Source organism: Advenella sp. FME57 (assembly GCF_014897675.1).
Lineage (GTDB): Bacteria > Pseudomonadota > Gammaproteobacteria > Burkholderiales > Burkholderiaceae_B > Advenella.
This window is the reverse complement of record NZ_JABUXU010000001.1, coordinates 118,235-137,693: the sequence shown is the minus strand read 5'-3', so window position 1 is coordinate 137,693 and position 19,459 is coordinate 118,235. Positions and strand designations below refer to the sequence as shown.

Here is a 19,459-nt window from a genome sequence, read left to right as displayed (position 1 = left end):
CTAATCGTCCCGACGCTATCTGCCTTGACCCTATTTGGTCAGGCCGACTGTCTTGTCCTCCAGCCTGGCCTTGCGCCAGACTCTGCCGTTCATGCAGTAGCAGCAGTAGCCACCGCAACGTCGCCCGAGCCGCTTTCGAATACCGCAATGGATTCGACATGCCCGGTATGCGGAAACATATTCACGACACCAGCGGCACTTAATTTGTAGCCGCCGTCGTGCACCAGAATGCCTGCATCGCGTGCCAGGGTCGCCGGATTACAGGACACGTAGACGATTCTTGTTGGACGCTCTTGCGGTTCAAGTTGCGCCAGTGCAAGCGCGACTGCCTGCGCACCCTCTCTGGGCGGATCGATCAGCATGCGGTCAAAGTGGCCCAGGTCGCGCAGCCAGGCCACGTCTACCTCAAACAGATTCAACGTGGCAAAGCGGGTTTTCTCCTGCAGATTATGCTGGCTGGCCGCCTGCAGGGCGCGGTCTGTAAGTATGCTGCTGCCTTCGATGCCGACCACCTCACGTGCCAAGGTGGCCAGGGGCAAGGTAAAGTTGCCCAGTCCACAGAACAGGTCTGCCACCCGCTCATCGGCCTGAACATCCAGCAGATTGAGTGCCTTGGCAATCAGGGAACGGTTGATGAAATAATTGACCTGGGTAAAATCCGTTGGTTTGTATGGCATTTTCAGCCCAAACTGAGGCAACAGATAATACAGCGAATCAGCCTGTTCCTCATGCAACGGCCTGACGGTATCGGGTCCCTTCGATTGCAGCCACCACACCACGTTATGGCGCGTTGAGAAAGCGTCCAGCTGTTCGATATCGGCAGCATTCAACGGTGCCAGGTGTCGCAACAGCAGCGCAGTCGTGGCTTGCCCGACAGCCACCTCGATCTGCGGGATTTTATCATCAATGCTCAGGCTGCCAATCAGTTCACGCAAGGGAACCAGCATGGCGGACACATAGGGCGGCAGTACATGGCATTCAGTCATATCGGTCACATACCGGCTCTTGCGTTCGTGAAACCCGACTAGCACTTTGCCCTTCTTGATCACCTTGCGCACCGACAAACGTGCACGATAACGGTAGCCCCAGGCAGGTCCCTGCAACGGCGGCAAGACTCTGGGTATTGTCATTTTGGCAATATGCCTGAAACCGTCTTCCAGTGCCCGCTGCTTGATCGCTACCTGGGCGGTGATATCCAGATGCTGCATGATGCACCCGCCACAGGTGCCAAAACTGGGGCAGCGGGGTGTGACCCGCTGGTTCGATTCCTTGACGATCGATGTCATGCGGGCGATTTCGTATGAGGACTTGCGGCGGACAATGTCAGCCCTTACTTTTTCTGCAGGCAGCGCGCCTTCAACGAAAATGGCCTTGCCCTCGCGCCGGGCGATGCCGCGCGCTTCCAGATCAAGGGATTCGATGGTAAATGTTTCCTGCATGGCTGACCTCTGTATTCTGAAGGCGTTATTTTAATGACCCAGCCAGACAAGTTGGCGCGAAAAGGCAACATTGCAAAACAATTGTCGGCAAAACCACTGGTCCGGTCGGCTTAACACGACCTCTGGCGACACGATCCAGACTGAATGCTGCCCGGTCCACACGCCGCGCTACCTGTAAAACAGTCATTTTGGCAGGCTGCATCGTTGTGCATTACGAAAACACAGAGGCGCAATTTCCTGTAGTAACAGCATGGCTCGATACCGGATTGTCGTCAGGTCATCCCTGTATCGGAGCCTGTGCAGGCGCTATTACTGACCATAAAAGTATCGCTTGATATCACAAGCGGGGTTTTGCCAAAACCACCTGACATGGCGCCGCCGGTCGCGCCCAGCTCAGTCATCGCGCCCGCTGGCCACAAAAAAGCCCGCCAGCGCTTGCTGACGGGCCCACAAAACAGTGACGTCTTGCTGCCCTGCTCTGCCTTCACTTCCCGAAAAAGGCAGGCCAAACAGGCGCAACGTTTACTGTTTTAGTGCTGCTGGTGCCGGTTTGCTATCACTGGCTGGGACGTTCTTCTCAGGCTTTGGCGCTTCGGTCATTTTTGCGTGTTCCTGTTGAAATTTCTTGCGATGTTCTTCCCATTTGGCAGAACGGTCCTTGAAATATTTAACGACAGTTGCTTTCTGCTCGGCACTGAATGTGTCCCACAGATCAAGCCATTTGGCCTGATCATCTGCCATTTTTTTCTCAAAGCCCTCATGCATGTCTTTCTGTGCTTCGAGCAGCGCCTTCGGATCGACATTGCCGGAATCCAGTTGCTTGCGACGCTCTTCCAGGTATTTACGGAATGCCTCGTGATTAGGTTCGCGGGCAGCCTTATGTTCGTCCTTAATCGTTTTAAGCGTGGCTTTTTGTTCGTCGGTCAGCTGCAGGTCATCAAGCAGTGTCTGACTGCCTGCGCCCAGGCCCGGAATCACAATTGCCCCGTGACGCATATTGCCCTTGCGATGATGATAGCCATGTTTGTGACCGTCGCCTTTATGGTGCTTTCTGACGCCGTCCTGTGGTTTGGTTTCACCAATGCGATGGTATTCCATCGGGGTATTTTCACTTTGCACGGAAGGACTGATAGGGTTGGATTCCGTATCGGCCTTTACCGCCTGCGCAAATGCAGTGGTGGCTACCGCTGCGGACAGCGCGCTGGCCAGAAGGGATTTTACGAGGAAAGAACCTGAGAATTGAACAGCCATTTTATACTCCTTGTTTAGTCTGTCGGTGACGTCATAAGCCAGTCAGTGACGTGCCTATTCTGTGTCACAAGCGATTACAAGTGTGTTTCAATAGCGATGCAGATCTTTCAATGCATTTCCTGGCGGCAGGGCCCGATTCTTCCATGGCCCGTTTTGCCAGCCATGTGCTGCGGCAACGGCGCGCTAGCGATAATCCCAGGCCGCCAGGTACTCCTGCCATTGTGGTTTGTCCAGGGCAGTCAGGCTGCTGTGCACCAGGGCAACTTCTTCTTCATAGGCAGTCTTGTCCAGCTCGCCCTTCATAAGGCGGAAACGGCAATAGACCAGCCATGTATTGACCACATCCGTTTCACAGTATGCACGGACCTCATCGGCCTTGCCGTCGCGCCACGCATCCCACACCTGGCTGCCATCCATGCCCAACTTTCCGGGAAAGCCACAAAGTTTGGCCAGTTGATCCAGCGGCGCATTAGCGCGGCCATTGAACTTGGCAAGCAAATCCATCAGGTCAGTGTGACGGGTGTGATAACGGCTGATGTAGTTGTTATATTTGAATTCGCGGTCATCTTCACCCATATCCCAGTATCGCGGTGCAGACAGGCCGTGGATCAGGCAGCGATAATGCAGCACAGGCAGATCAAAGCCCGACCCGTTCCAGCTAACCAGCCTGGGCGTGTATCGTTCAATGGTCTTGAAGAAACCCGCGATGAGTACGGCCTCATCATCGTCCGGCTCACCCAGCGTACGCACACGAAAGCCATTATCATCGCGAAAGACACAACCGATGACGGCAATTTTCTGCAGATGCAAGGGAAAGAAGTCATTGCCGGTCTGTTCAATTCGAAGCGCCCTGGCCCGCTCAACCACTTCAGCATCGGAGAGCGTGTCATCCCAGTCATTCAACGCGCGTAGGCCCTTGGCATCGGGAATGGTTTCAAGATCGAAAACAAGCGTTGGAGTCATGGCGCGCGATATTTCCAGACGGGTTTTGCCACTTAGCGGCGTGGCAGGTAAGACAACGGATTGACAGGCTTGCCGCGACGGCGAATTTCAAAATGCAGGCGTGGTGACGAGGTATCCGATTGACCGATTTCGGCAATTTTCTGACCCTTGGACACTTTCTGCCCATTCTTGACCAGCAGTTTGCTGTTGTGGGCATAGGCCGAGATAAAGCCATTGCTGTGGGAAATCAGGATCAGGTTACCCAGCCCACGCAGGCCATTGCCCACGTAAGAGACTGAACCTGATGCCGCGGCGGACACCGGATCGCCAAGCTTGCCTTCGATGTCAATACCGCGTGTGCTTGCCGAGAACTGGGTAATGATCTTGGTGGTGGCCACTGGCCAGCCCCAGGACACGGCAGTGGCGTCGCTGGCAGGCGTGGCTGAGGTGCTACCTGAAGCAGTGGGCGTCGCGCTGCCTGCGACGGCCGAATCTGTGCCGGCCGAACTCGAAGATGCGCTTGCAGATACACGCAGCCGTTGACCTACTTCAAGTGAAGGAGAAGAAAGTTTGTTCATTGACATCAGCTGGGAAACGCTGACGTTATTTGCGCGGGAAATTTTATAAAGCGTATCGCCGCGCTGTACGATATATTCTCCTGGACCCGCAGGGCCGCCGGCTGAACGGCCGGAACCGAGCTCGGAGACCGGCGCACGTGAAGAGGTTCCGCAACCGGCCAGCGTTGCCGCCAATACCAGGGATCCAATTAAAACGGGGAATTTTCTTTTCATTGAGTGAATCTGCATATGTTTTACCTACCTGTTCAATGGATGCGTAACATGTACGCAAAACGGGTATTTTCTCCTGTCACAATTGTATGCCTGCACGCAGTGGAACAAAGCGTACAGGTTCAAGTTCCTTACGATCCCAGCTGTTTACGCCGGTTCTTTCGATCAGCACCAGTTTCTGCTGATCCGAACCTTCGGGCGCAATCAGGCGGGCACCTATGTCCAGCTGGTGCAGCAATGCGGTCGGAATCTGCAATCCGGCCGCGGCGATAACGATGGCGTCAAACGGGGCGACCGAGGGCATACCCAGCATGCCGTCACCATGAACCAGACGTATGCGGGACACCAGTTTGAGCTCACGCAGCGTACCTCTGGCCATTTCATACAACGGCTTGATTCGTTCAATTGTATACACTTCGTGGCACATTGCCGCCATCACGGCAGCCTGGTAGCCACAACCGGTACCGATTTCCAGCATTTTTTGTGGCTTTCGGCTCTCCGCGACAGCTGAAAGCATACGTGAAATGACCCACGGCTGCGAGATGGTTTGGGAAAAACCGATGGGCAGCGCCGCGTCATCGTATGCCCTGCTGGCCAGCCCCTGGTCAATAAATACATGCCTGGGTACAGAGCGCATGGCGTCCAGGACTCGCTCATCGGTAATGCCTTTTTGTCGGAGCCGCTCGACCATGAGTGCGCGCAGCCGATCAGAATTCAAGCCGATATTCTGGCCGGTCCGCCCCTCTGTGGCAGGTACGGCCGAGGCCGTGCGTGCCGTGTTTCCGGCAACAATAATACGGGTGTTGCTATTGGTTGGCGTAATTTTAATTTTGTTGGACGGAAAAGAAAGGCGTGTTCGGCTTTCGTTAACATCATTTACATTTCCGAAGTGCGGACCGGTGCCAAAGGGAGGTTTACGCATTACTCAACTCCACCCAGCTGCGCGCCTGGTTCAATTGCTTGTAGTGTGTCAAATCCAGTTGCAGCGGCGTCATGGAAATCAGACCCTGACTGGTTGCACCAAAATCAGTATCTTCGGCAAAGTCTGCAACCTCGCCCACCATGCCGATCCAGTAAATAGGCTCGCCTGCAGGATTGGCGCTTTTGATAACTGGCTGCGACGGATGGCGCCGGCCCAATCGTGTCACGCGCAGTGAACTCCAATGATGTTCCGGCAATGGCGGAATATTGACGCTGAGCAGAACAGGGGCTGGAAATGGATTGGCCAATTGATGCCGCACGATTTGCACGGCGATTTTCGTGGCCGCTTCCAGTTCTGGCCAGTTCTTTTCAGTCAAGGAAAAGGCAATTGACGGGATACCGAACAGAAAGCCTTCTGTCGCAGCTGCTACAGTGCCGGAATACAAGGTGTCTTCGCCAAGATTGGCACCGTTATTGATGCCGGAGACAACCAGATCGGGCCGGTAGTCGAGCAGGCCTGTCAGCGCCACGTGCACGCAGTCTGACGGGGTGCCGTTCAGGTAATAATCGCCCGATGGGGTACGCCGCACCGACAGTGGCCTGTTCAGCGTAAGCGAATTGGAGGCGCCACTGTGATTAACTTCGGGCGCAACAACCGTGACCTGGGCAATATCGCGTAGCGCCTCGGCCAGGGCCTGCACACCTTCGGCATTGTAACCATCATCGTTCGACACCAATATTCGTTTCATTCAGATCGCAACCAGACATTATTCCCCCTGTATTGTACATGGATCAACCGATACGCGGGACGCGATATCCTGTTCGGCATTACGAAAGGGAACTGTATATAATCGTGTCTTCTGGTAATGACAACGACGACGATGAACAACCTGCTCTGGACCATTCTTGCCCTGCTTGCCGCCTACCTGATAGGCTCGGTCTCTTTTGCCATGGTGGCCAGTCGCCTGTTCGGCTTGCAGGACCCCCGCACCTTCGGTTCCGGCAATCCCGGCGCCACCAATATGCTGCGCACAGGCAACCGCAAAGCCGCCCTGTTCACCTTGCTGGGAGATGCCTTCAAGGGGTGGCTGGCAGTTGCCCTGGCAATCTGTCTTGCCCCCATGGCCGGGTTTACGGACACCACCATTGCGTTGGTGGCCGTCGCTGTCTTTCTTGGCCACATCTATTCGTTTTTTCTCAATTTCAAAGGTGGTAAAGGCGTAGCCACAGCAGTTGGCGTGCTGTTCGCGCTGCAGCCGTGGCTGGCTGTTGCCACCATTGCGACCTGGCTCATTATGGCCATTTTCTTTCGCTACTCTTCCCTGGCAGCTCTGGTCGGAGCGGTCTTTGCGCCGTTTTATTATTATGTTGGCGGCATGGCGGCCTGGCCGTTTTCCATGCCCTGGTTTCTGGCCATTTGCTTTCTGGCGCTCGTGCTGATCGCCAAGCACAAGAAAAATATTGCGAATCTGCTGGCGGGCACCGAATCGCGAATTGGCCAGAAGAAAAAAAGCAGTAGCACACTCAGGCGCTGATATCTGCCAGATCCCAGCGCGGGTGAACGGCGGCATTGTCCGGGCGGCGCATTTTGTCCACCAGACCCGCCTTGACCCGTTCCGCTGCAGCATGGGCGATCATTGCGCCATTATCGGTGCATAGCGCCAGCGGCGGGAAAAACACCTCACCGTTTTGCTTTTGCATCTGGCGCGTCAGATATTCGCGCAGTTGCCGGTTTGCACCTACGCCCCCGGCCACCACCAGGCGGTTGCTGCCGCTGGCCTTGACGGCCTTGATTGCCTTATAGCCCAGCACTTGCACAATCGCGGCCTGTACTGAAGCGGCCAGATCCTGCCGTTGCTGGTCATTTAACGGCCCCTGCTGCTCCAGCTTGCGAAGCATGGTCAGAACCGCGGTTTTGAGGCCGGAAAAACTGAAATCCAGATCGCCGCTATGCATCATCGGTCGGGGCAGATCGTAGGCCTTTGGATTTCCCTTGTCGGCAAGCGCAGCCAACGCCGGCCCTCCCGGGTAAGGCAGGCCCATCAACTTGGCCGATTTATCAAAGGCTTCGCCGGCCGCATCATCCAGCGTTTCACCCAGTAATTCGTATTGGCCGATGGCCTTCACATGCATCAGCTGGGTATGTCCGCCGGACACCAGCAGCGCTACGTACGGAAAATCGGGAACGGCCTGCGCCAGCATGGGTGACAACAAATGGCCCTCCAGATGATGGATCGGGATTGTGGGTATATTCAGACTCCACGCCAGGGATCGGGCAACCGAGGCGCCAACCAGCAGCGCACCGGCCAGGCCAGGCCCTGCAGTATAGGCCACGGCATCGATGTCTTTGAGGGTCAGGTCTGCATGACGCAGCACTTCGCGGGTAAGCGGCAGGACACGCCGGATATGGTCGCGCGAAGCCAGCTCGGGCACGACGCCGCCATAGGCCTGATGCATGGCAATCTGACTGTGCAGCGCGTGCGCCAGCAGACCCGATTCGGTACTGACCAGCGCGACGCCGGTCTCGTCACAGGAGCTTTCAATGCCGAGAATGATCATAAATTACCTGTTCGAAGGCGCTGACTCGTGCCCGCTCGCCCCGTCACTAGCGCAAGGCAGAACCGCCGTCGGTGTGATTACATTACCTTTGTAGCAGGATAAAATGTTGCAGATTAAAGACGATACCGGATTATTTGCCGATAGGGCACGATGCGCGTTCGTCATTAACTATAAAGAATACGCTACAGTTGCAATTGTACACATGTATCTGTTTATTAGGAGTTATGTTCATGCTGGAATCACTGTTCAAGCTCAGAGAGCATGGCACGAATGCCCGTACGGAAATTCTTGCCGGTCTGACGACCTTTCTGACGATGTCTTACATCATATTCGTGAACCCTGAGATTCTGGGCACCACGGGCATGGACAAAGGCGCTGTTTTCGTAGCAACCTGCCTGGCTGCAGCACTGGGCTGCCTAATCATGGCCTTTCTGGCCAACTGGCCCATTGGGATGGCGCCGGGCATGGGCTTGAATGCCTTCTTTGCGTTCGGCGTGGTCGGGGCCATGGGCTATTCGTGGCAACAGGCGCTAGGCGCCGTTTTTGTTTCCGGCGTCATATTCCTGATTCTGTCGGCGACCGGTATACGCAAATGGCTGATCGAGGGGATCCCCAAATCGCTGCGGTCCGCCATTGTCGCCGGCATCGGTCTGTTCCTGGCGTTGATTGCGCTCAAATCGGCCGGCATTGTCGTGGGCAACGAGGCAACCCTTGTGGCGCAGGGCGATCTCAAATCGCCCACTGTCCTGCTGGCAATCCTGGGCTTTTTCATCATTGTGTGCCTGGACAGCCTGCGCGTCAAAGGCGCCATTCTGATCGGTATTCTGGCGGTCACCGTTTTGTCAGCGCTCCTCGGATTTAGCGCGCCCATCACCAGCATCGTTTCGGCGCCACCTAGTATTGCCCCCACTTTTATGCAACTGGATATTGCTGGCGTGTTGAATCAGGGCTTCCTGCATATTATTCTGGTTTTTGTGCTGGTAGAGATCTTTGATGCAACCGGAACACTGATCGGTGTTGCGCGCCGCGCCAACCTGCTGCCTGAGGGCAAACCCAATCGTCTCGGGCGCGCCCTGTTCGCCGACAGCACCGCCATCCTGGCCGGCTCTGCATTGGGCACCAGCAGCACCACCGCGTTTGTCGAAAGCGCAGCAGGTGTACAGGCGGGTGGGCGCACCGGCATGACCGCTCTGGTCGTGGGCTTGCTGTTTCTGCTGTGTTTGTTTTTCGCGCCGCTGGCCGGCGTCGTACCTCCTTACGCCACCGCTCCTGCCCTGCTCTACGTTGCCGGGCTGATGGTGCGCGAGCTGGTTGAAGTGGAGTGGAACGATATCACCAACGCCATTCCAGCCGCACTCACTGCGATTATCATGCCCTTTACGTACTCCATTGCCGAAGGGATTGCATTCGGTTTTATCAGTTATGTGATTATCAAAGCATTCACCGGTCGTTTTCGTGAGATTCACATTGCAACACTGATCATTGCCCTGCTATTTGTATTGCGCTTCGCGCTGGAATAGCCCAGTCACGCTTGCGGCGTTGGCCTGCCGGCGCAGCCGCAGCAAGTTTCGCTGTGAAATGGCACGCGGTTGCAAAAACCGCGCGAATGCCTCTGGAGCCGCAAGCCAATGGCTTGCGGTTTTATTTTACGTTCAGGTTTATATCGTTAACAATTGAATTACACTTGGACTTAATAGGCATTCATAATGAAAGCAATAAAAATATTCAACTAGTAATTCATGGTTGCCGCCCCTATATTCATTGAAGTACATCGGTCTGCAACTTAAACTGGAGAAAGAATTATGCCCATTACCGAACTGACCAAAGACACCTTCCAGCAAGCCATTAAAGAAGACAATACATTGATCATTGACTTCTGGGCGCCTTGGTGCGGTCCCTGCCGCCAGTTTGCCCCAACATTCGAGAAAGCGGCAGAGGCCCACCCGGATATCGAATTTGCCAAAGTCGATACCGAAGATCAGCAGGAACTGGCCGGTGCCCTGGGCATCCGTTCCATTCCTACATTAATGGTCTTTCGTGAACGCGTGATGTTGTTTTCACAGGCCGGTGCGCTCAGCCCCGGTCAACTGGACGAATTGCTTGAGAAAGTCCAGGCCGTTGACATGGAAAAAGTGCATCAGGAAATTGCCACGGCTGAAGCCAAGGCTGCTGAAGAAAACGCGTGATATCAGGCGGCTGGCCGATGATGCACAAATGAATCGGATCAGGCCGTCAACCGGGCTAGCAGGCACCCGCCAGCGTGCCCGCCCGGGTAGTTAACGATCCTGCGTTCTGAACTTTGTGCCCAACTGTGTCTGACCAGTCACCAGACGCCAACCGGACCGATGGCGCGGTGACACCAGCATACAATAGTCATAACGGGATCAAGGGACAGTCCACTGTCCCTTTCCTTTTGTCTGATCAGTATAAACTTCCTGCACCAGGTGCAGATCGCTCACCGGGATGACTAGCGTCCAGGTTACGCCCAGGGCACCGAAAGTTTCATTTGAAATAACGGCGCCGGCCTGCGTCAGGCGAACCCTGACTCTCTCGGCATCAGAGTAATTACATGTGCAATAGACGGTCGTTGAAGGCACGATGACCTTCTTTGGTGCCGCGTCCAGACACTTGGCGGCGCAACCTCCGTAGGCCCTTACCAGACCGCCGGTACCCAGCTTGGTGCCGCCAAAGTAACGGATTACCAGTACAGCGACATCGGTCAACCCCTTGCCTTCAATCGCCTGCAGAATCGGCCTGCCGGCCGTGCCGCCTGGTTCGCCATCATCATTAAAGCGATAACCTTCTGCCGTTCTGTAAGCCCAGCAATTATGCGTCGCCGTCGGGTCGCCCACCTCAGAAAAAAAAGCCAGCGCCGCTGCCGCATTGGCGGCGTGTGCGGCGTGCGCGATGAAGCGGCTCTTTTTTATTTCTTCTTCAAAACTGCACGCGGCCGTCAGTGTTGACAATAATTCGGCCATCGACTTGCGGATCTCCTACTGCTCAATACCGCGCGAATTGAGGTAATCATCGTAACCGCCCTGATAGTCGTTCAATGTTCCATCAGGCATGATTTCGATGATCCGCGTGGCCAGACCGGAAACAAATTCCCGGTCATGTGACACGAAAACCAGGGTCCCGGCATATTTTTCCAACGCAAACTGTAGCGACTCGATCGATTCCATATCCAGGTGGTTGGTCGGCTCGTCCATCAGCAAGACGTTATGGCGCCCCAGCATCAGTCGTCCAAATGTCATGCGATTCTTTTCGCCGCCAGACAGTACTGGGACATCTTTAACGATATCGTCTGCAGAAAACAGCAACCGGCCCAGTACTGAACGTATCGCCTGGTCTTCGTCGCCCTGTTTACGGTGCTCGCCCATCCAGTCAAACACATTGACGTGTTTTTTGAAATCCTCTGACACGTCCTGTGGCATATAACCAATATCGGCATTTTCGGACCATTTGACCGAACCGCTATCCGGTTCCAGATCCTGGGAGAACAACCGTAATAGCGTGGTTTTACCTACTCCGTTCGCACCAATAATGGCAATTTTCTGTCCGGCCTCTATCATCGCCGAAAAGCTTGTGATCACCGGCTTGTCATACGCCTTGCTTACCTTGTCCAGGGTGACGGCCAGGCGGTGTAACGGCTTGGTCTGTTCAAAGCGAATATACGGGTTCTGGCGCGACGAAGGCTTGACTTCAACCGTTTCGGCTTTGATGCGATCAATCTGTTTCAGGCGCGAGGTGGCCTGACGGGACTTGGACTTGTTGGCCGAGAACCGGCGGACAAAATCCTGCAGCTCGACAACCCGTTCCTTAGCCTTGGCGTTGTCCGATACCAGACGCTGGCGCGCCTGTGTTGAAGCCAGCATGTAGTCATCATAGGTGCCGGGATACAGGCGGATTTCACCATAATCCAGATCTGCCATATGGGTACATACCTGATTCAGGAAATGCCGGTCGTGACTGATAATAATCATGGTGCTCTGATAGCCATTGAGCACCCCTTCGAGCCAGCGGATTGTATTGATGTCCAGGTTATTGGTCGGTTCGTCCAGCAGCAATACATCAGGATTGGAAAACAGCGCCTGCGCCAGCAGCACGCGCAGCTTCCAGCCTGGCGCAATCTCGCGCATCGGCTGGTTATGCTGCTCTACCGGTATATCCAGGCCAAGCAGTAATTCGCCGGCGCGGGCTTCAGCCGTGTATCCATCATATTCGGCAAACTTGGCTTCAAGTTCGGCCGCGCGCATGTAGTCATCATCGGTCGCTTCCAGATTGGCATAAATGGCATCACGCTCGTGCATGGCCTGCCACATTTCCTCATGCCCCATCATCACCACGTCCAGCACCCGCATATCTTCGAACGCAAACTGATCCTGGCGCAACTTGCCCAGGCGAACGCCTGGGTCCAGCGAGACATTGCCCGAAGATGGTTCCAGATCGCCACCGATGATTTTCATGAAAGTGGACTTGCCCGATCCGTTCGCACCGATCAGGCCGTAGCGATTGCCTCCTCCAAACTTGACGCTGACATTTTCGAAAAGAGGCTTGGGGCCAAACTGAATGGTTAAATTAGCGGTAGAAATCACGACTGTATTTGATGCCTTGAATGGGGTTATAAAAAATGCCAAACGCGTTCATAACAGCAGAACGCGTTGTTCGTATCTTGCACGCACCGCCGTGTGCGGTGCCGGTAATCATCAATATTAATGATGATCGTGGTGGTGATCGTCAATCACCAGATAGGCCATATCTGCCTCGGTGGCCAGACCGACCTTTTTGCCAATTGGCAGCGTAACACGCACGTCGCCGTGGCCGTAAGGCAGTCCGCCCACGACGGGCAGGCCTGTATTGGCGCGCAGCCATCGCACGACCTCGGGCATATCAAAACCCTTGTCCTGAGCACTGAGTTTGTACTCGGTAAAATGCCCTAGCACAATCGCCTTTTGCCGGGCCAGTACGCCGGCATGCAGCAGCTGTGTCAGCATGCGTTCAACCCGGAAGGGGTATTCGCCGACATCCTCCAGGAACAAAATGCCGTTCTTGATTTTGGGAAGATAAGGCGTACCCACCAAAGACGCAACCATGGCCAGATTGCCGCCCCATAACGTGCCGCGGGTGTCGACCGCATCCGAGCCTTCGGACTCGAAACTGAGAATTTCCAACTCACCGTGCATGACCTCAAGAAAGATGTCATAAGTAAGTTCGTCTACCGTTTCCTTGCCGAAATCCAGCATATTGGGACCGGTATAACTGCTCATGCCGGTTTTTGCCAGCAAGGCAAGGTTGAAGGCGGTAAAGTCACTGAACCCGACATACCGCTTTGGATTGCGTTCGAGCAGTTTCCAGTCTATACGATGCAGTATTCGGCTTAGCCCATAGCCGCCGCGGGTGGGCATGACAATATCGCTCGAATGTTTTGCAGCACGGGCGATGGCAGCAAGCCGATTCTCATCGTCGCCACCAAACCGCATATCCCGCGACAGCGCAGCCTTGTCCACCGTGACTTTGACTCTGGATCTTTTCAGGTTCTTGACAGCGCGCTTCAATACTTCAGGGTCCTGCACATACCCTGACGGCGACATGGTATAGACCTGCAGTTTTTTCGTGTAGCGCGTCGGCTGATACGCAACATCATCGGCCTCATCGAACAGAATCTGGGCGTCATTCAACTGTTCTTTAATACTTTCCTTTTTGCCAAGGGAAGAAGCATTGTTCATGGTCACGATTTCCTGCGTTCCTGAAAAAAGCGGCGAAGCAACTGGCCGCACTCGGTTTTCAACACCCCCGACACAATGACGGTATGATGATTGATTTGTTTGTTGTCCTGCACCGCGATCACGCTGCCGCAGGCGCCGGTCTTCGGGTCTGCTGCACCGTATACCACCCTGCTTACTCTGGCGTGCGTTATGGCGCCCATACACATAATGCATGGTTCCAGCGTAACGTACAGGGTAATACCGGGAAGCCGGTGATTGTCCAGATCCCGGCCACACTGGCGCAAGGCGATGATTTCGGCATGCGCAGTAGGATCACGGTCTGTAATCGTTCTATTGTACCCTTTTCCCAGCACATTCCCTGATGAATCGACGGCAACAGCGCCAACCGGCACCTCGCCCAGTGCGTAGGCCATGTGGGCCTGATCCAGCGCCAGCGCCATGAACTGCGCGTGATTCAACGGGGTAATTTGCATATTTTCGCGACGGTTGCGACGATGATCGACATGCATGCATTTTATCCGGGTATGGACCCAAACATAAAGCAAAAGCCGACAGGCTGCGCGATAAGCCCTTTTATGAGGGCTCGCACAACAGGGATGGCGGCGCCGGCACGATGTGGCTTGTCAGTGTGCCGGTGTTGTGCCCGCACGCCGTCACGGCAGCCTCGGCTTTCGCGCCCGCAGCCCAGGCACAGGGCCGCCAGGCACGCTGTCCTTGCCCGTCAGGCTACCAGCGATGGGTATAGCTGACATTCAATACCGCCCCTGCCGCCGGCAGCCGACTGGTGTTGTTGCTATTGCGCATCAGTTGACTATACAAGGGATAGTAGTGGCGGTTCAGCGCGTTCTGGATGCCAAATGTCACTTTGTTTTTATCATCAATCGTCCATCGGCTGATCAGATCGACCGTTGTGTAGCCCGAGGTTTCCCAGCGGCCGAAACTGGTTTTTTCGTCCAGTCGATAGTCTTTCGACGCAAAATGCGTCGCCTGTATCCGGTGACTCCATTTCGCAGAGGGTGTGTATTCCACATAGGCGGTCAATTTCAATGGTGGAATGCGATACCCGGTCATGTTCTGGTAACTGCCCTTGCCTTCCGGTTTTTCTTCACCTTTCATCCATGTGAACGTACCACCCAGTGCCCACTGATTATCATCGCTGTAATAATCCAGTCCGCCTTCGATCCCATAAATGCGCTCTTTGGTTCGCAGCAGCGTCAGGCCATTATTGAAACTTTGCAGCGCGCCCAGATCCGATTTCGACTGAAATACGGTCAGGTTTGCAGCGACGTTGGAAAATGTCCCGCGCCAACCCAGCTCAAAGGTATCGGTTTTTACAGGCTCCAGATTTGAAGCGCCAAAATTGAAGGCCGGCGTGGCATTTCGCACCTGGACGCCCACGTCGGGAAGTTCAAAACCCTGGCTGAAGGACGCATAGAACTCCTGACCTTTGACTGGTGTATAAACGACACCAGCGTTATAGCTCCAGGCGCCATAATGGACCGTTCCACCGGATACCCGCCCCGGATTGGCCACACGCGATTGCGACAATGGGGTAAAGTCGTCAAAACGTACACTGGCGCGATCATACCGTGCCCCGCCCTGCACCGCCCAGTGTTCGTTAAAACGATGCTCCAGCTGGGCAAACGCGCCGATGCTGCGTGTCGTGATCGGCGGCATGTAGGTCAGCGAGTCGATTTTGCGAAAATGCAAACCGCCGCTTCTGTCATATTCGTAGGGATCAAACACGTCCAGCGGCATTTCACTGCGCTCTTCGTTGAAATCCAGACCCCAGGTCAACTGTGTCTTCTTGTCGGACGTCAATGGCGTCTTGATGGTCAGGCGACCGCCGAATACGCTTGATTTTTGCGTTACCTGGTCCACGTTGGCACCCCTGACAGATACGCCGCGTGCATCAAAGGGGGCAAAGCGTGTGAAAAAGTCGCGATAGTAAATTTGTGCGGCCAGGGTGCTGCCAGCAATGTCACGGTTTTGATACTCAAGGCTGGCCATCGTATTGCGGATGCGATTCTGCTGGTCCAGCTCCAGTCCCCGGATACTTCGCGCGCCGGTGCTGCCGGGCGGCTGCCGGGCGACACTTGGGTCGGACGCGTAGTCGGTATTCTGTTTTGCGTCATAGTGGCTCAGAGACAACTGCAGGCGTTGATTCTCATCAATTTGCAGACCTACTTTGCCGGACATATTGTAGATATTCGAATCAAAAAGATCGCCCTGGCTCGGTTCCGGAGCCAGGCGTGTACCGCGTGCATCGTACGACCCACCTGTATGGCTGGCGCCCAGACTAAGCGAATAATCGATTTTGTCATTGCCACCGGAAAAATAATGCTGCACGCCGCCGCCCAGGCCTGCTGCGCCCAGGCGGGACAATGGTGTCGTCGCCGAAACCGTGGTCTCGGCACGAGGCTCGCCGTCGTATCCCCTGGTGCGTATGGACACAATACCACCGGCCGCACCGCTGCCGTAGATAGCGCTACTGCCACGCAGTACTTCGATTTGCTCAATATCGGCAGGATTGATATTGGCAAGGTTACGCGAAGAATCACGGTTGGTATTCAAGGGGATACCGTCAACCAGGATCAGCATATTGCGACCGCGCAGGGTTTGGCCATAATCGGTAATGGTATGACTGGAGTCAGCCATGCCTGGCAGCACTTTACTCAATACGGTGGCCACACTGTCGGATCCGGCACGCAATGTATCCAGCTGCTCCCGGTCAATGACGGCAACCTGTCGGGTGGGCGACATCAAATCACTTTGTGTACGCGCGGTCACGGTAATGGCAGACAATTCGGTCACAGGCGCTGTTGTCTGCTGCACTGCAGACACGACCGGCGTGGCAGCAACAGGCGCCACAGCAGTGTCCAGCGTATAGTTGCCATCTCCTACCTTTCGTATGCGTAGGCCGGTACCGGCCAGCAGTCGCTCAAAGCCACCCTGTACAGAATGCTGGCCAGTCAGCCCTTGCGTTTTCAGGCCGCGGGTGGCATCCATATCGATGCTCAAATTGACGCCGGCCTGCCCCGCATAACTGAGCAACGCGGGTCCCAGTTCACCGCGAGCAATATTGTACGTGTTACGCGCCTGCGCCGTGCTGGGTTCGGCGGCCCAGACCGGTGCAGGCGCCAGCGTGGCGGCCAGGCCCAGCGCAGACAAGGCGCCCAGCACAGCAGCGCTAATGCGACGCCGTGCGCCACACGCACGTTCAAGCAAATTGGAATCTGAAGTCAGATCAGCCATGAAAAAAGTTCCTGTCACAAAGTCAGTAAATTGAGGTTCTTATAGACATGACAGGCCAGTTGTAAAAACAGGACAAAATAATTGAAATTTTTTTCTTTTCCGCAAAAACTACCGCTACCGTGCTGCAACGGTTACCCAGTAACGGGTGCGAAACTGGATCTGCACCGGCAGAGTCTGGGCAAGCGCCTCAAGAATTCGGTCCGTATTATTCAGTTGGAAGGCGCCCGATACTGGAATATCGGCCACAGACGAATCACATCGCAAAATACCCGGGCGATACCGTGCGAGTTCGGCCACAAAATCGGCAAGCCTCATTTGCTCGGCATACAGTACACCTTGCACCCATTGTCCGGCGCCGGGCAATGCGGGCACCTTGGCGCCCAAGCGATCTGCGCTGAAATCCAGTTCCTGCCCCGCCGGGACGATATGAGTCTCGGACCAATGCAGTGGCTGCACCTGAACGGCACCGTCCAGCACAGTCAACCGGGTACGGTCAGGCGTACAGCGCACGACGAAGCGGGTACCCAATGCCTGCAGGCTGCCTTGCTGCGTTTTGACCACAAAGGGACGCGCACCAGCCTGAGGGCCGTGTGCCGTCTGGATATGAATTTCTCCCGAGCGTTGCAACACCAGCCGCTGCCTGGCATCGAAGACGACGTCCACAGCGCTTGACGTATTAAGGCTGAGCTGGCTTCCGTCCGCCAGCGCCACGTCCCGGCGTTCGCCCGTGCCGGTGCGGTACTGGGCATTGAGGGAATCCCAGGGGATGGCCCGGTAACCGATCCACATCGCCGAAGGCGCTGTAATGGCCAGCGCAATAGTTTTGAGCATCATGCGACGATTTTCGGAAACGCGGGGCCGGTTCAATACTGGCATGGCCAGCGAGCCAGGCACGGAATCGAATTGTCGGTTCAGTTTCTCTACGCTTTCCCAGACCCGTTGATGTTCGGGGCTTTGCCCACGCCAGTGAGCGCAGCGCTGCGCATCGGCCTCATTGAAACGCCCGGAATGCATCAACACGAGCCATTTGACCGCCTCGTCCACCAATTGCGTTTGCTGAGGTTCGGCCATTCTTGTGGACTTCACGCCGCTTGCGCCAGCATCAAGGTGAGACATTGTTTGAAGCCCTGCGCCATGTAACGCGTGACTGTGCGCACACTCACCTGCAGATGCGCCGCAATTTGCTCGTAGCTCATGCCCTCGAGCTGACAAAGTAGAAACGCCGTGCGCACGCGAGCCGGTAATGCGTCCAGCAGCGTATCGAGCTCCTGCAGCGTTTCCAGAAGAATCGCCCGCTCTTCCACGGATGGCATGTGCTGCTGTGGCAGCTGCAATAACGACGCCTCGTAGGCGCGTTCCAGAGACTGCCGTTCATAGAAATTGATTAGCAGTCGCTTGGCAACGGTCGTCAGGTAGGCGCGCGGCTCATCCAATACCGGAATCGAACTCTGTCGATACCCTGCCAGTACTCGCGTAAACGTGTCATGAGCAAGGTCGGCCGCATCAAATCGGTTACCCAGTTTTCTGTGCAGCCATTGGTACAGCCATCCATGATGATCCTGATAAAGGATATGGATTTGCCGCTGCAAAACTGACTGGCTACCGCTCATGAGCCCCTCTTTCGGTAAAGTGCCGCCCCAACACAAAAAACAACGATAATGACATTCGTTCTCATTATATATAACAATTGACGATTATTGCCCATCAAATACCAGTCATCAACACAGAAAACCTCAGGATCGCTGCGCGCAGGCAATGCGCAGCAAGTCGCACGCCACGGACACCGTACGCCGCTGAAACTGGCCTGCGTTCGTCGTATTTTCAAGCATTGGCGCCGGACGGCGCTTATACCCCCGAGCCTTTTTCGCAAAAGCCAATGCGCTCAATGCAGGGTAAGCGTAGTCCGTGGGCGTAACAGATTCCGGTACAGACAAGGCCTATTGTGTAGCGGGACTTTCAAATACTTATTGTGGCTGCTGTTGGCGTCTGTTGCTCATTCTCTTGAACTGCCTTGGTGGATCTTTATTGCTCATTTTTTACTTGTTTTAAGGGTAAACCCGTAGTAATATACTTTGCATGCAAACTAAATATTCAGCGAACCGTCCTTCCTCGCATGAACCCTTCCAGGCTCGTAGCCGTTTTGGTTTTCTACTTGGTAGCGTATATAGACAGTGGCGCCGCCAGATCGATTTGAATTTCAAAGACCTGGGACTATCGGATGCCACGCGCATGCCGCTACTGGTGCTATACGTGCAAGACAAAGCCCTGCGCCAGAAAGACCTGGCCCAGGCTTTGTATCTGGACTCTTCATCCCTGGTACGCGTGCTGGCGCAACTGCAAAAGGCGCAACTGGTGCAATGGGATAACGACCCGGCCGACCGTCGCACCAAGTGCATTGCCCTGACACCGGCCGGTCGCAAGGTGGCGGCGCTGATCCTGGAGAAAAGCATGGAAATCGAGCAAACCATACTGGCCGATCTTTCTGCAAATGAAATACAAATCACCCGCCGGGCCCTGGAAAAAATTTCGGAGCGGCTCGAGTCCGGGGACAAATAAACAAATGACGCTGCACTTGCTT

General features: G+C 55.1%; 18 protein-coding genes. 4 read left to right on the top strand and 14 right to left on the bottom strand.

All coding sequences use genetic code 11. The features are described from left to right. Positions 1–89: 89 nt before the first annotated feature. The 6 genes from rlmD to surE all read right to left on the bottom strand — a co-directional run bounded on the left by rlmD (position 90) and on the right by surE (position 6,090). Complete coding sequence (gene rlmD, locus INT32_RS00600) at positions 90–1,439, bottom strand: 23S rRNA (uracil(1939)-C(5))-methyltransferase RlmD (protein ID WP_193086800.1); 1,350 nt, start codon at positions 1,437–1,439, stop codon at positions 90–92. A gap of 522 nt (positions 1,440–1,961) precedes the next feature. Beyond that, positions 1,962–2,690, bottom strand: a complete 729-nt coding sequence (locus INT32_RS00595) for a Spy/CpxP family protein refolding chaperone (RefSeq protein WP_193086799.1) — start codon at positions 2,688–2,690, stop codon at positions 1,962–1,964. A 183-nt stretch (positions 2,691–2,873) separates the two neighbouring features. Further along, positions 2,874–3,653 carry a 3'-5' exonuclease gene (locus tag INT32_RS00590; protein WP_193086798.1) on the bottom strand — a complete coding sequence of 260 codons (780 nt, stop codon included), beginning with the start codon at positions 3,651–3,653 and terminating at the stop codon, positions 2,874–2,876. Positions 3,654–3,685: 32 nt separating this feature from the next. Next, positions 3,686–4,423, bottom strand: coding sequence for a peptidoglycan DD-metalloendopeptidase family protein (locus INT32_RS00585; protein ID WP_193086797.1), 738 nt, complete (start codon positions 4,421–4,423; stop codon positions 3,686–3,688). 76 nt (positions 4,424–4,499) lie between these two features. Continuing rightward, positions 4,500–5,342, bottom strand: coding sequence for a protein-L-isoaspartate(D-aspartate) O-methyltransferase (locus tag INT32_RS00580; protein ID WP_226816360.1), 843 nt, complete (start codon positions 5,340–5,342; stop codon positions 4,500–4,502). After that, a complete protein-coding gene (gene surE / locus INT32_RS00575; protein WP_193086796.1) occupies positions 5,335–6,090 on the bottom strand; it encodes a 5'/3'-nucleotidase SurE in 756 nt (251 codons plus the stop codon). Before surE ends, INT32_RS00580 begins: the two co-directional genes overlap by 8 nt. A gap of 132 nt (positions 6,091–6,222) precedes the next feature. Here surE and plsY point away from each other — a divergent pair, with 132 nt between their 5' ends. Then, positions 6,223–6,876, top strand: coding sequence for a glycerol-3-phosphate 1-O-acyltransferase PlsY (gene plsY / locus INT32_RS00570; RefSeq protein ID WP_193086795.1), 654 nt, complete (start codon positions 6,223–6,225; stop codon positions 6,874–6,876). On the opposite strand, the gene tsaD is transcribed toward plsY, so the two are convergent. Then, positions 6,866–7,900, bottom strand: a complete 1,035-nt coding sequence (gene tsaD / locus INT32_RS00565; RefSeq protein ID WP_193086794.1) for a tRNA (adenosine(37)-N6)-threonylcarbamoyltransferase complex transferase subunit TsaD — start codon at positions 7,898–7,900, stop codon at positions 6,866–6,868. The genes plsY and tsaD overlap by 11 nt on opposite strands. 230 nt (positions 7,901–8,130) lie before the next feature. Here tsaD and INT32_RS00560 point away from each other — a divergent pair, with 230 nt between their 5' ends. Both INT32_RS00560 and trxA read left to right on the top strand, forming a co-directional pair. After that, entirely contained in the window at positions 8,131–9,420 is a 1,290-nt protein-coding gene (locus INT32_RS00560; protein ID WP_193086793.1) for an NCS2 family permease, read from the top strand. A gap of 282 nt (positions 9,421–9,702) precedes the next feature. Beyond that, positions 9,703–10,086 carry a thioredoxin gene (gene trxA / locus INT32_RS00555; protein ID WP_193086792.1) on the top strand — a complete coding sequence of 128 codons (384 nt, stop codon included), beginning with the start codon at positions 9,703–9,705 and terminating at the stop codon, positions 10,084–10,086. A 198-nt stretch (positions 10,087–10,284) separates the two neighbouring features. Here trxA and INT32_RS00550 read toward each other — a convergent pair whose 3' ends face one another. The 7 genes from INT32_RS00550 to INT32_RS00520 all read right to left on the bottom strand — a co-directional run bounded on the left by INT32_RS00550 (position 10,285) and on the right by INT32_RS00520 (position 18,491). After that, a complete protein-coding gene (locus INT32_RS00550; RefSeq protein WP_193086791.1) occupies positions 10,285–10,878 on the bottom strand; it encodes a YigZ family protein in 594 nt (197 codons plus the stop codon). Between the two features lie 15 nt (positions 10,879–10,893). Further along, positions 10,894–12,495 (bottom strand): ABC-F family ATPase, encoded by a 1,602-nt coding sequence (locus tag INT32_RS00545; protein ID WP_193086790.1) that lies wholly within the window; start codon positions 12,493–12,495, stop codon positions 10,894–10,896. 117 nt (positions 12,496–12,612) lie between these two features. After that, the gene (locus tag INT32_RS00540; protein WP_193086789.1) at positions 12,613–13,626 is read right to left on the bottom strand and encodes an LD-carboxypeptidase; all 1,014 of its coding nucleotides are present in this window, start codon (positions 13,624–13,626) and stop codon (positions 12,613–12,615) included. A gap of 2 nt (positions 13,627–13,628) precedes the next feature. Next, entirely contained in the window at positions 13,629–14,099 is a 471-nt protein-coding gene (gene tadA, locus INT32_RS00535; RefSeq protein ID WP_193087222.1) for a tRNA adenosine(34) deaminase TadA, read from the bottom strand. 253 nt (positions 14,100–14,352) lie between these two features. Then, positions 14,353–16,881, bottom strand: coding sequence for a TonB-dependent receptor (locus tag INT32_RS00530; RefSeq protein WP_193086788.1), 2,529 nt, complete (start codon positions 16,879–16,881; stop codon positions 14,353–14,355). A 114-nt stretch (positions 16,882–16,995) separates the two neighbouring features. Next, positions 16,996–17,997, bottom strand: a complete 1,002-nt coding sequence (locus INT32_RS00525) for a FecR domain-containing protein (RefSeq protein WP_193086787.1) — start codon at positions 17,995–17,997, stop codon at positions 16,996–16,998. Beyond that, positions 17,964–18,491, bottom strand: coding sequence for a sigma-70 family RNA polymerase sigma factor (locus INT32_RS00520; protein WP_193086786.1), 528 nt, complete (start codon positions 18,489–18,491; stop codon positions 17,964–17,966). Before INT32_RS00520 ends, INT32_RS00525 begins: the two co-directional genes overlap by 34 nt. Positions 18,492–18,957: 466 nt before the next feature. On the opposite strand from INT32_RS00520, the gene INT32_RS00515 reads away from it, so the two are divergent. Continuing rightward, entirely contained in the window at positions 18,958–19,437 is a 480-nt protein-coding gene (locus INT32_RS00515) for a MarR family winged helix-turn-helix transcriptional regulator (RefSeq protein ID WP_193086785.1), read from the top strand. The last annotated feature ends 22 nt before the right edge of the window (positions 19,438–19,459 follow it).

Coding starts and splice junctions, on each gene's coding strand:
- rlmD (WP_193086800.1), bottom strand. CDS start 1,439: ATGCAGGAAACATTTACCATCGAATCCCTTGATCTGGAAGCGCGCGGC.
- INT32_RS00595 (WP_193086799.1), bottom strand. CDS start 2,690: ATGGCTGTTCAATTCTCAGGTTCTTTCCTCGTAAAATCCCTTCTGGCC.
- INT32_RS00590 (WP_193086798.1), bottom strand. CDS start 3,653: ATGACTCCAACGCTTGTTTTCGATCTTGAAACCATTCCCGATGCCAAG.
- INT32_RS00585 (WP_193086797.1), bottom strand. CDS start 4,423: ATGAAAAGAAAATTCCCCGTTTTAATTGGATCCCTGGTATTGGCGGCA.
- INT32_RS00580 (WP_226816360.1), bottom strand. CDS start 5,342: ATGCGTAAACCTCCCTTTGGCACCGGTCCGCACTTCGGAAATGTAAAT.
- surE (WP_193086796.1), bottom strand. CDS start 6,090: ATGAAACGAATATTGGTGTCGAACGATGATGGTTACAATGCCGAAGGT.
- plsY (WP_193086795.1), top strand. CDS start 6,223: ATGAACAACCTGCTCTGGACCATTCTTGCCCTGCTTGCCGCCTACCTG.
- tsaD (WP_193086794.1), bottom strand. CDS start 7,900: ATGATCATTCTCGGCATTGAAAGCTCCTGTGACGAGACCGGCGTCGCG.
- INT32_RS00560 (WP_193086793.1), top strand. CDS start 8,131: ATGCTGGAATCACTGTTCAAGCTCAGAGAGCATGGCACGAATGCCCGT.
- trxA (WP_193086792.1), top strand. CDS start 9,703: ATGCCCATTACCGAACTGACCAAAGACACCTTCCAGCAAGCCATTAAA.
- INT32_RS00550 (WP_193086791.1), bottom strand. CDS start 10,878: ATGGCCGAATTATTGTCAACACTGACGGCCGCGTGCAGTTTTGAAGAA.
- INT32_RS00540 (WP_193086789.1), bottom strand. CDS start 13,626: ATGAACAATGCTTCTTCCCTTGGCAAAAAGGAAAGTATTAAAGAACAG.
- tadA (WP_193087222.1), bottom strand. CDS start 14,099: ATGCAAATTACCCCGTTGAATCACGCGCAGTTCATGGCGCTGGCGCTG.
- INT32_RS00530 (WP_193086788.1), bottom strand. CDS start 16,881: ATGGCTGATCTGACTTCAGATTCCAATTTGCTTGAACGTGCGTGTGGC.
- INT32_RS00525 (WP_193086787.1), bottom strand. CDS start 17,997: ATGTCTCACCTTGATGCTGGCGCAAGCGGCGTGAAGTCCACAAGAATG.
- INT32_RS00520 (WP_193086786.1), bottom strand. CDS start 18,491: ATGAGCGGTAGCCAGTCAGTTTTGCAGCGGCAAATCCATATCCTTTAT.
- INT32_RS00515 (WP_193086785.1), top strand. CDS start 18,958: ATGCAAACTAAATATTCAGCGAACCGTCCTTCCTCGCATGAACCCTTC.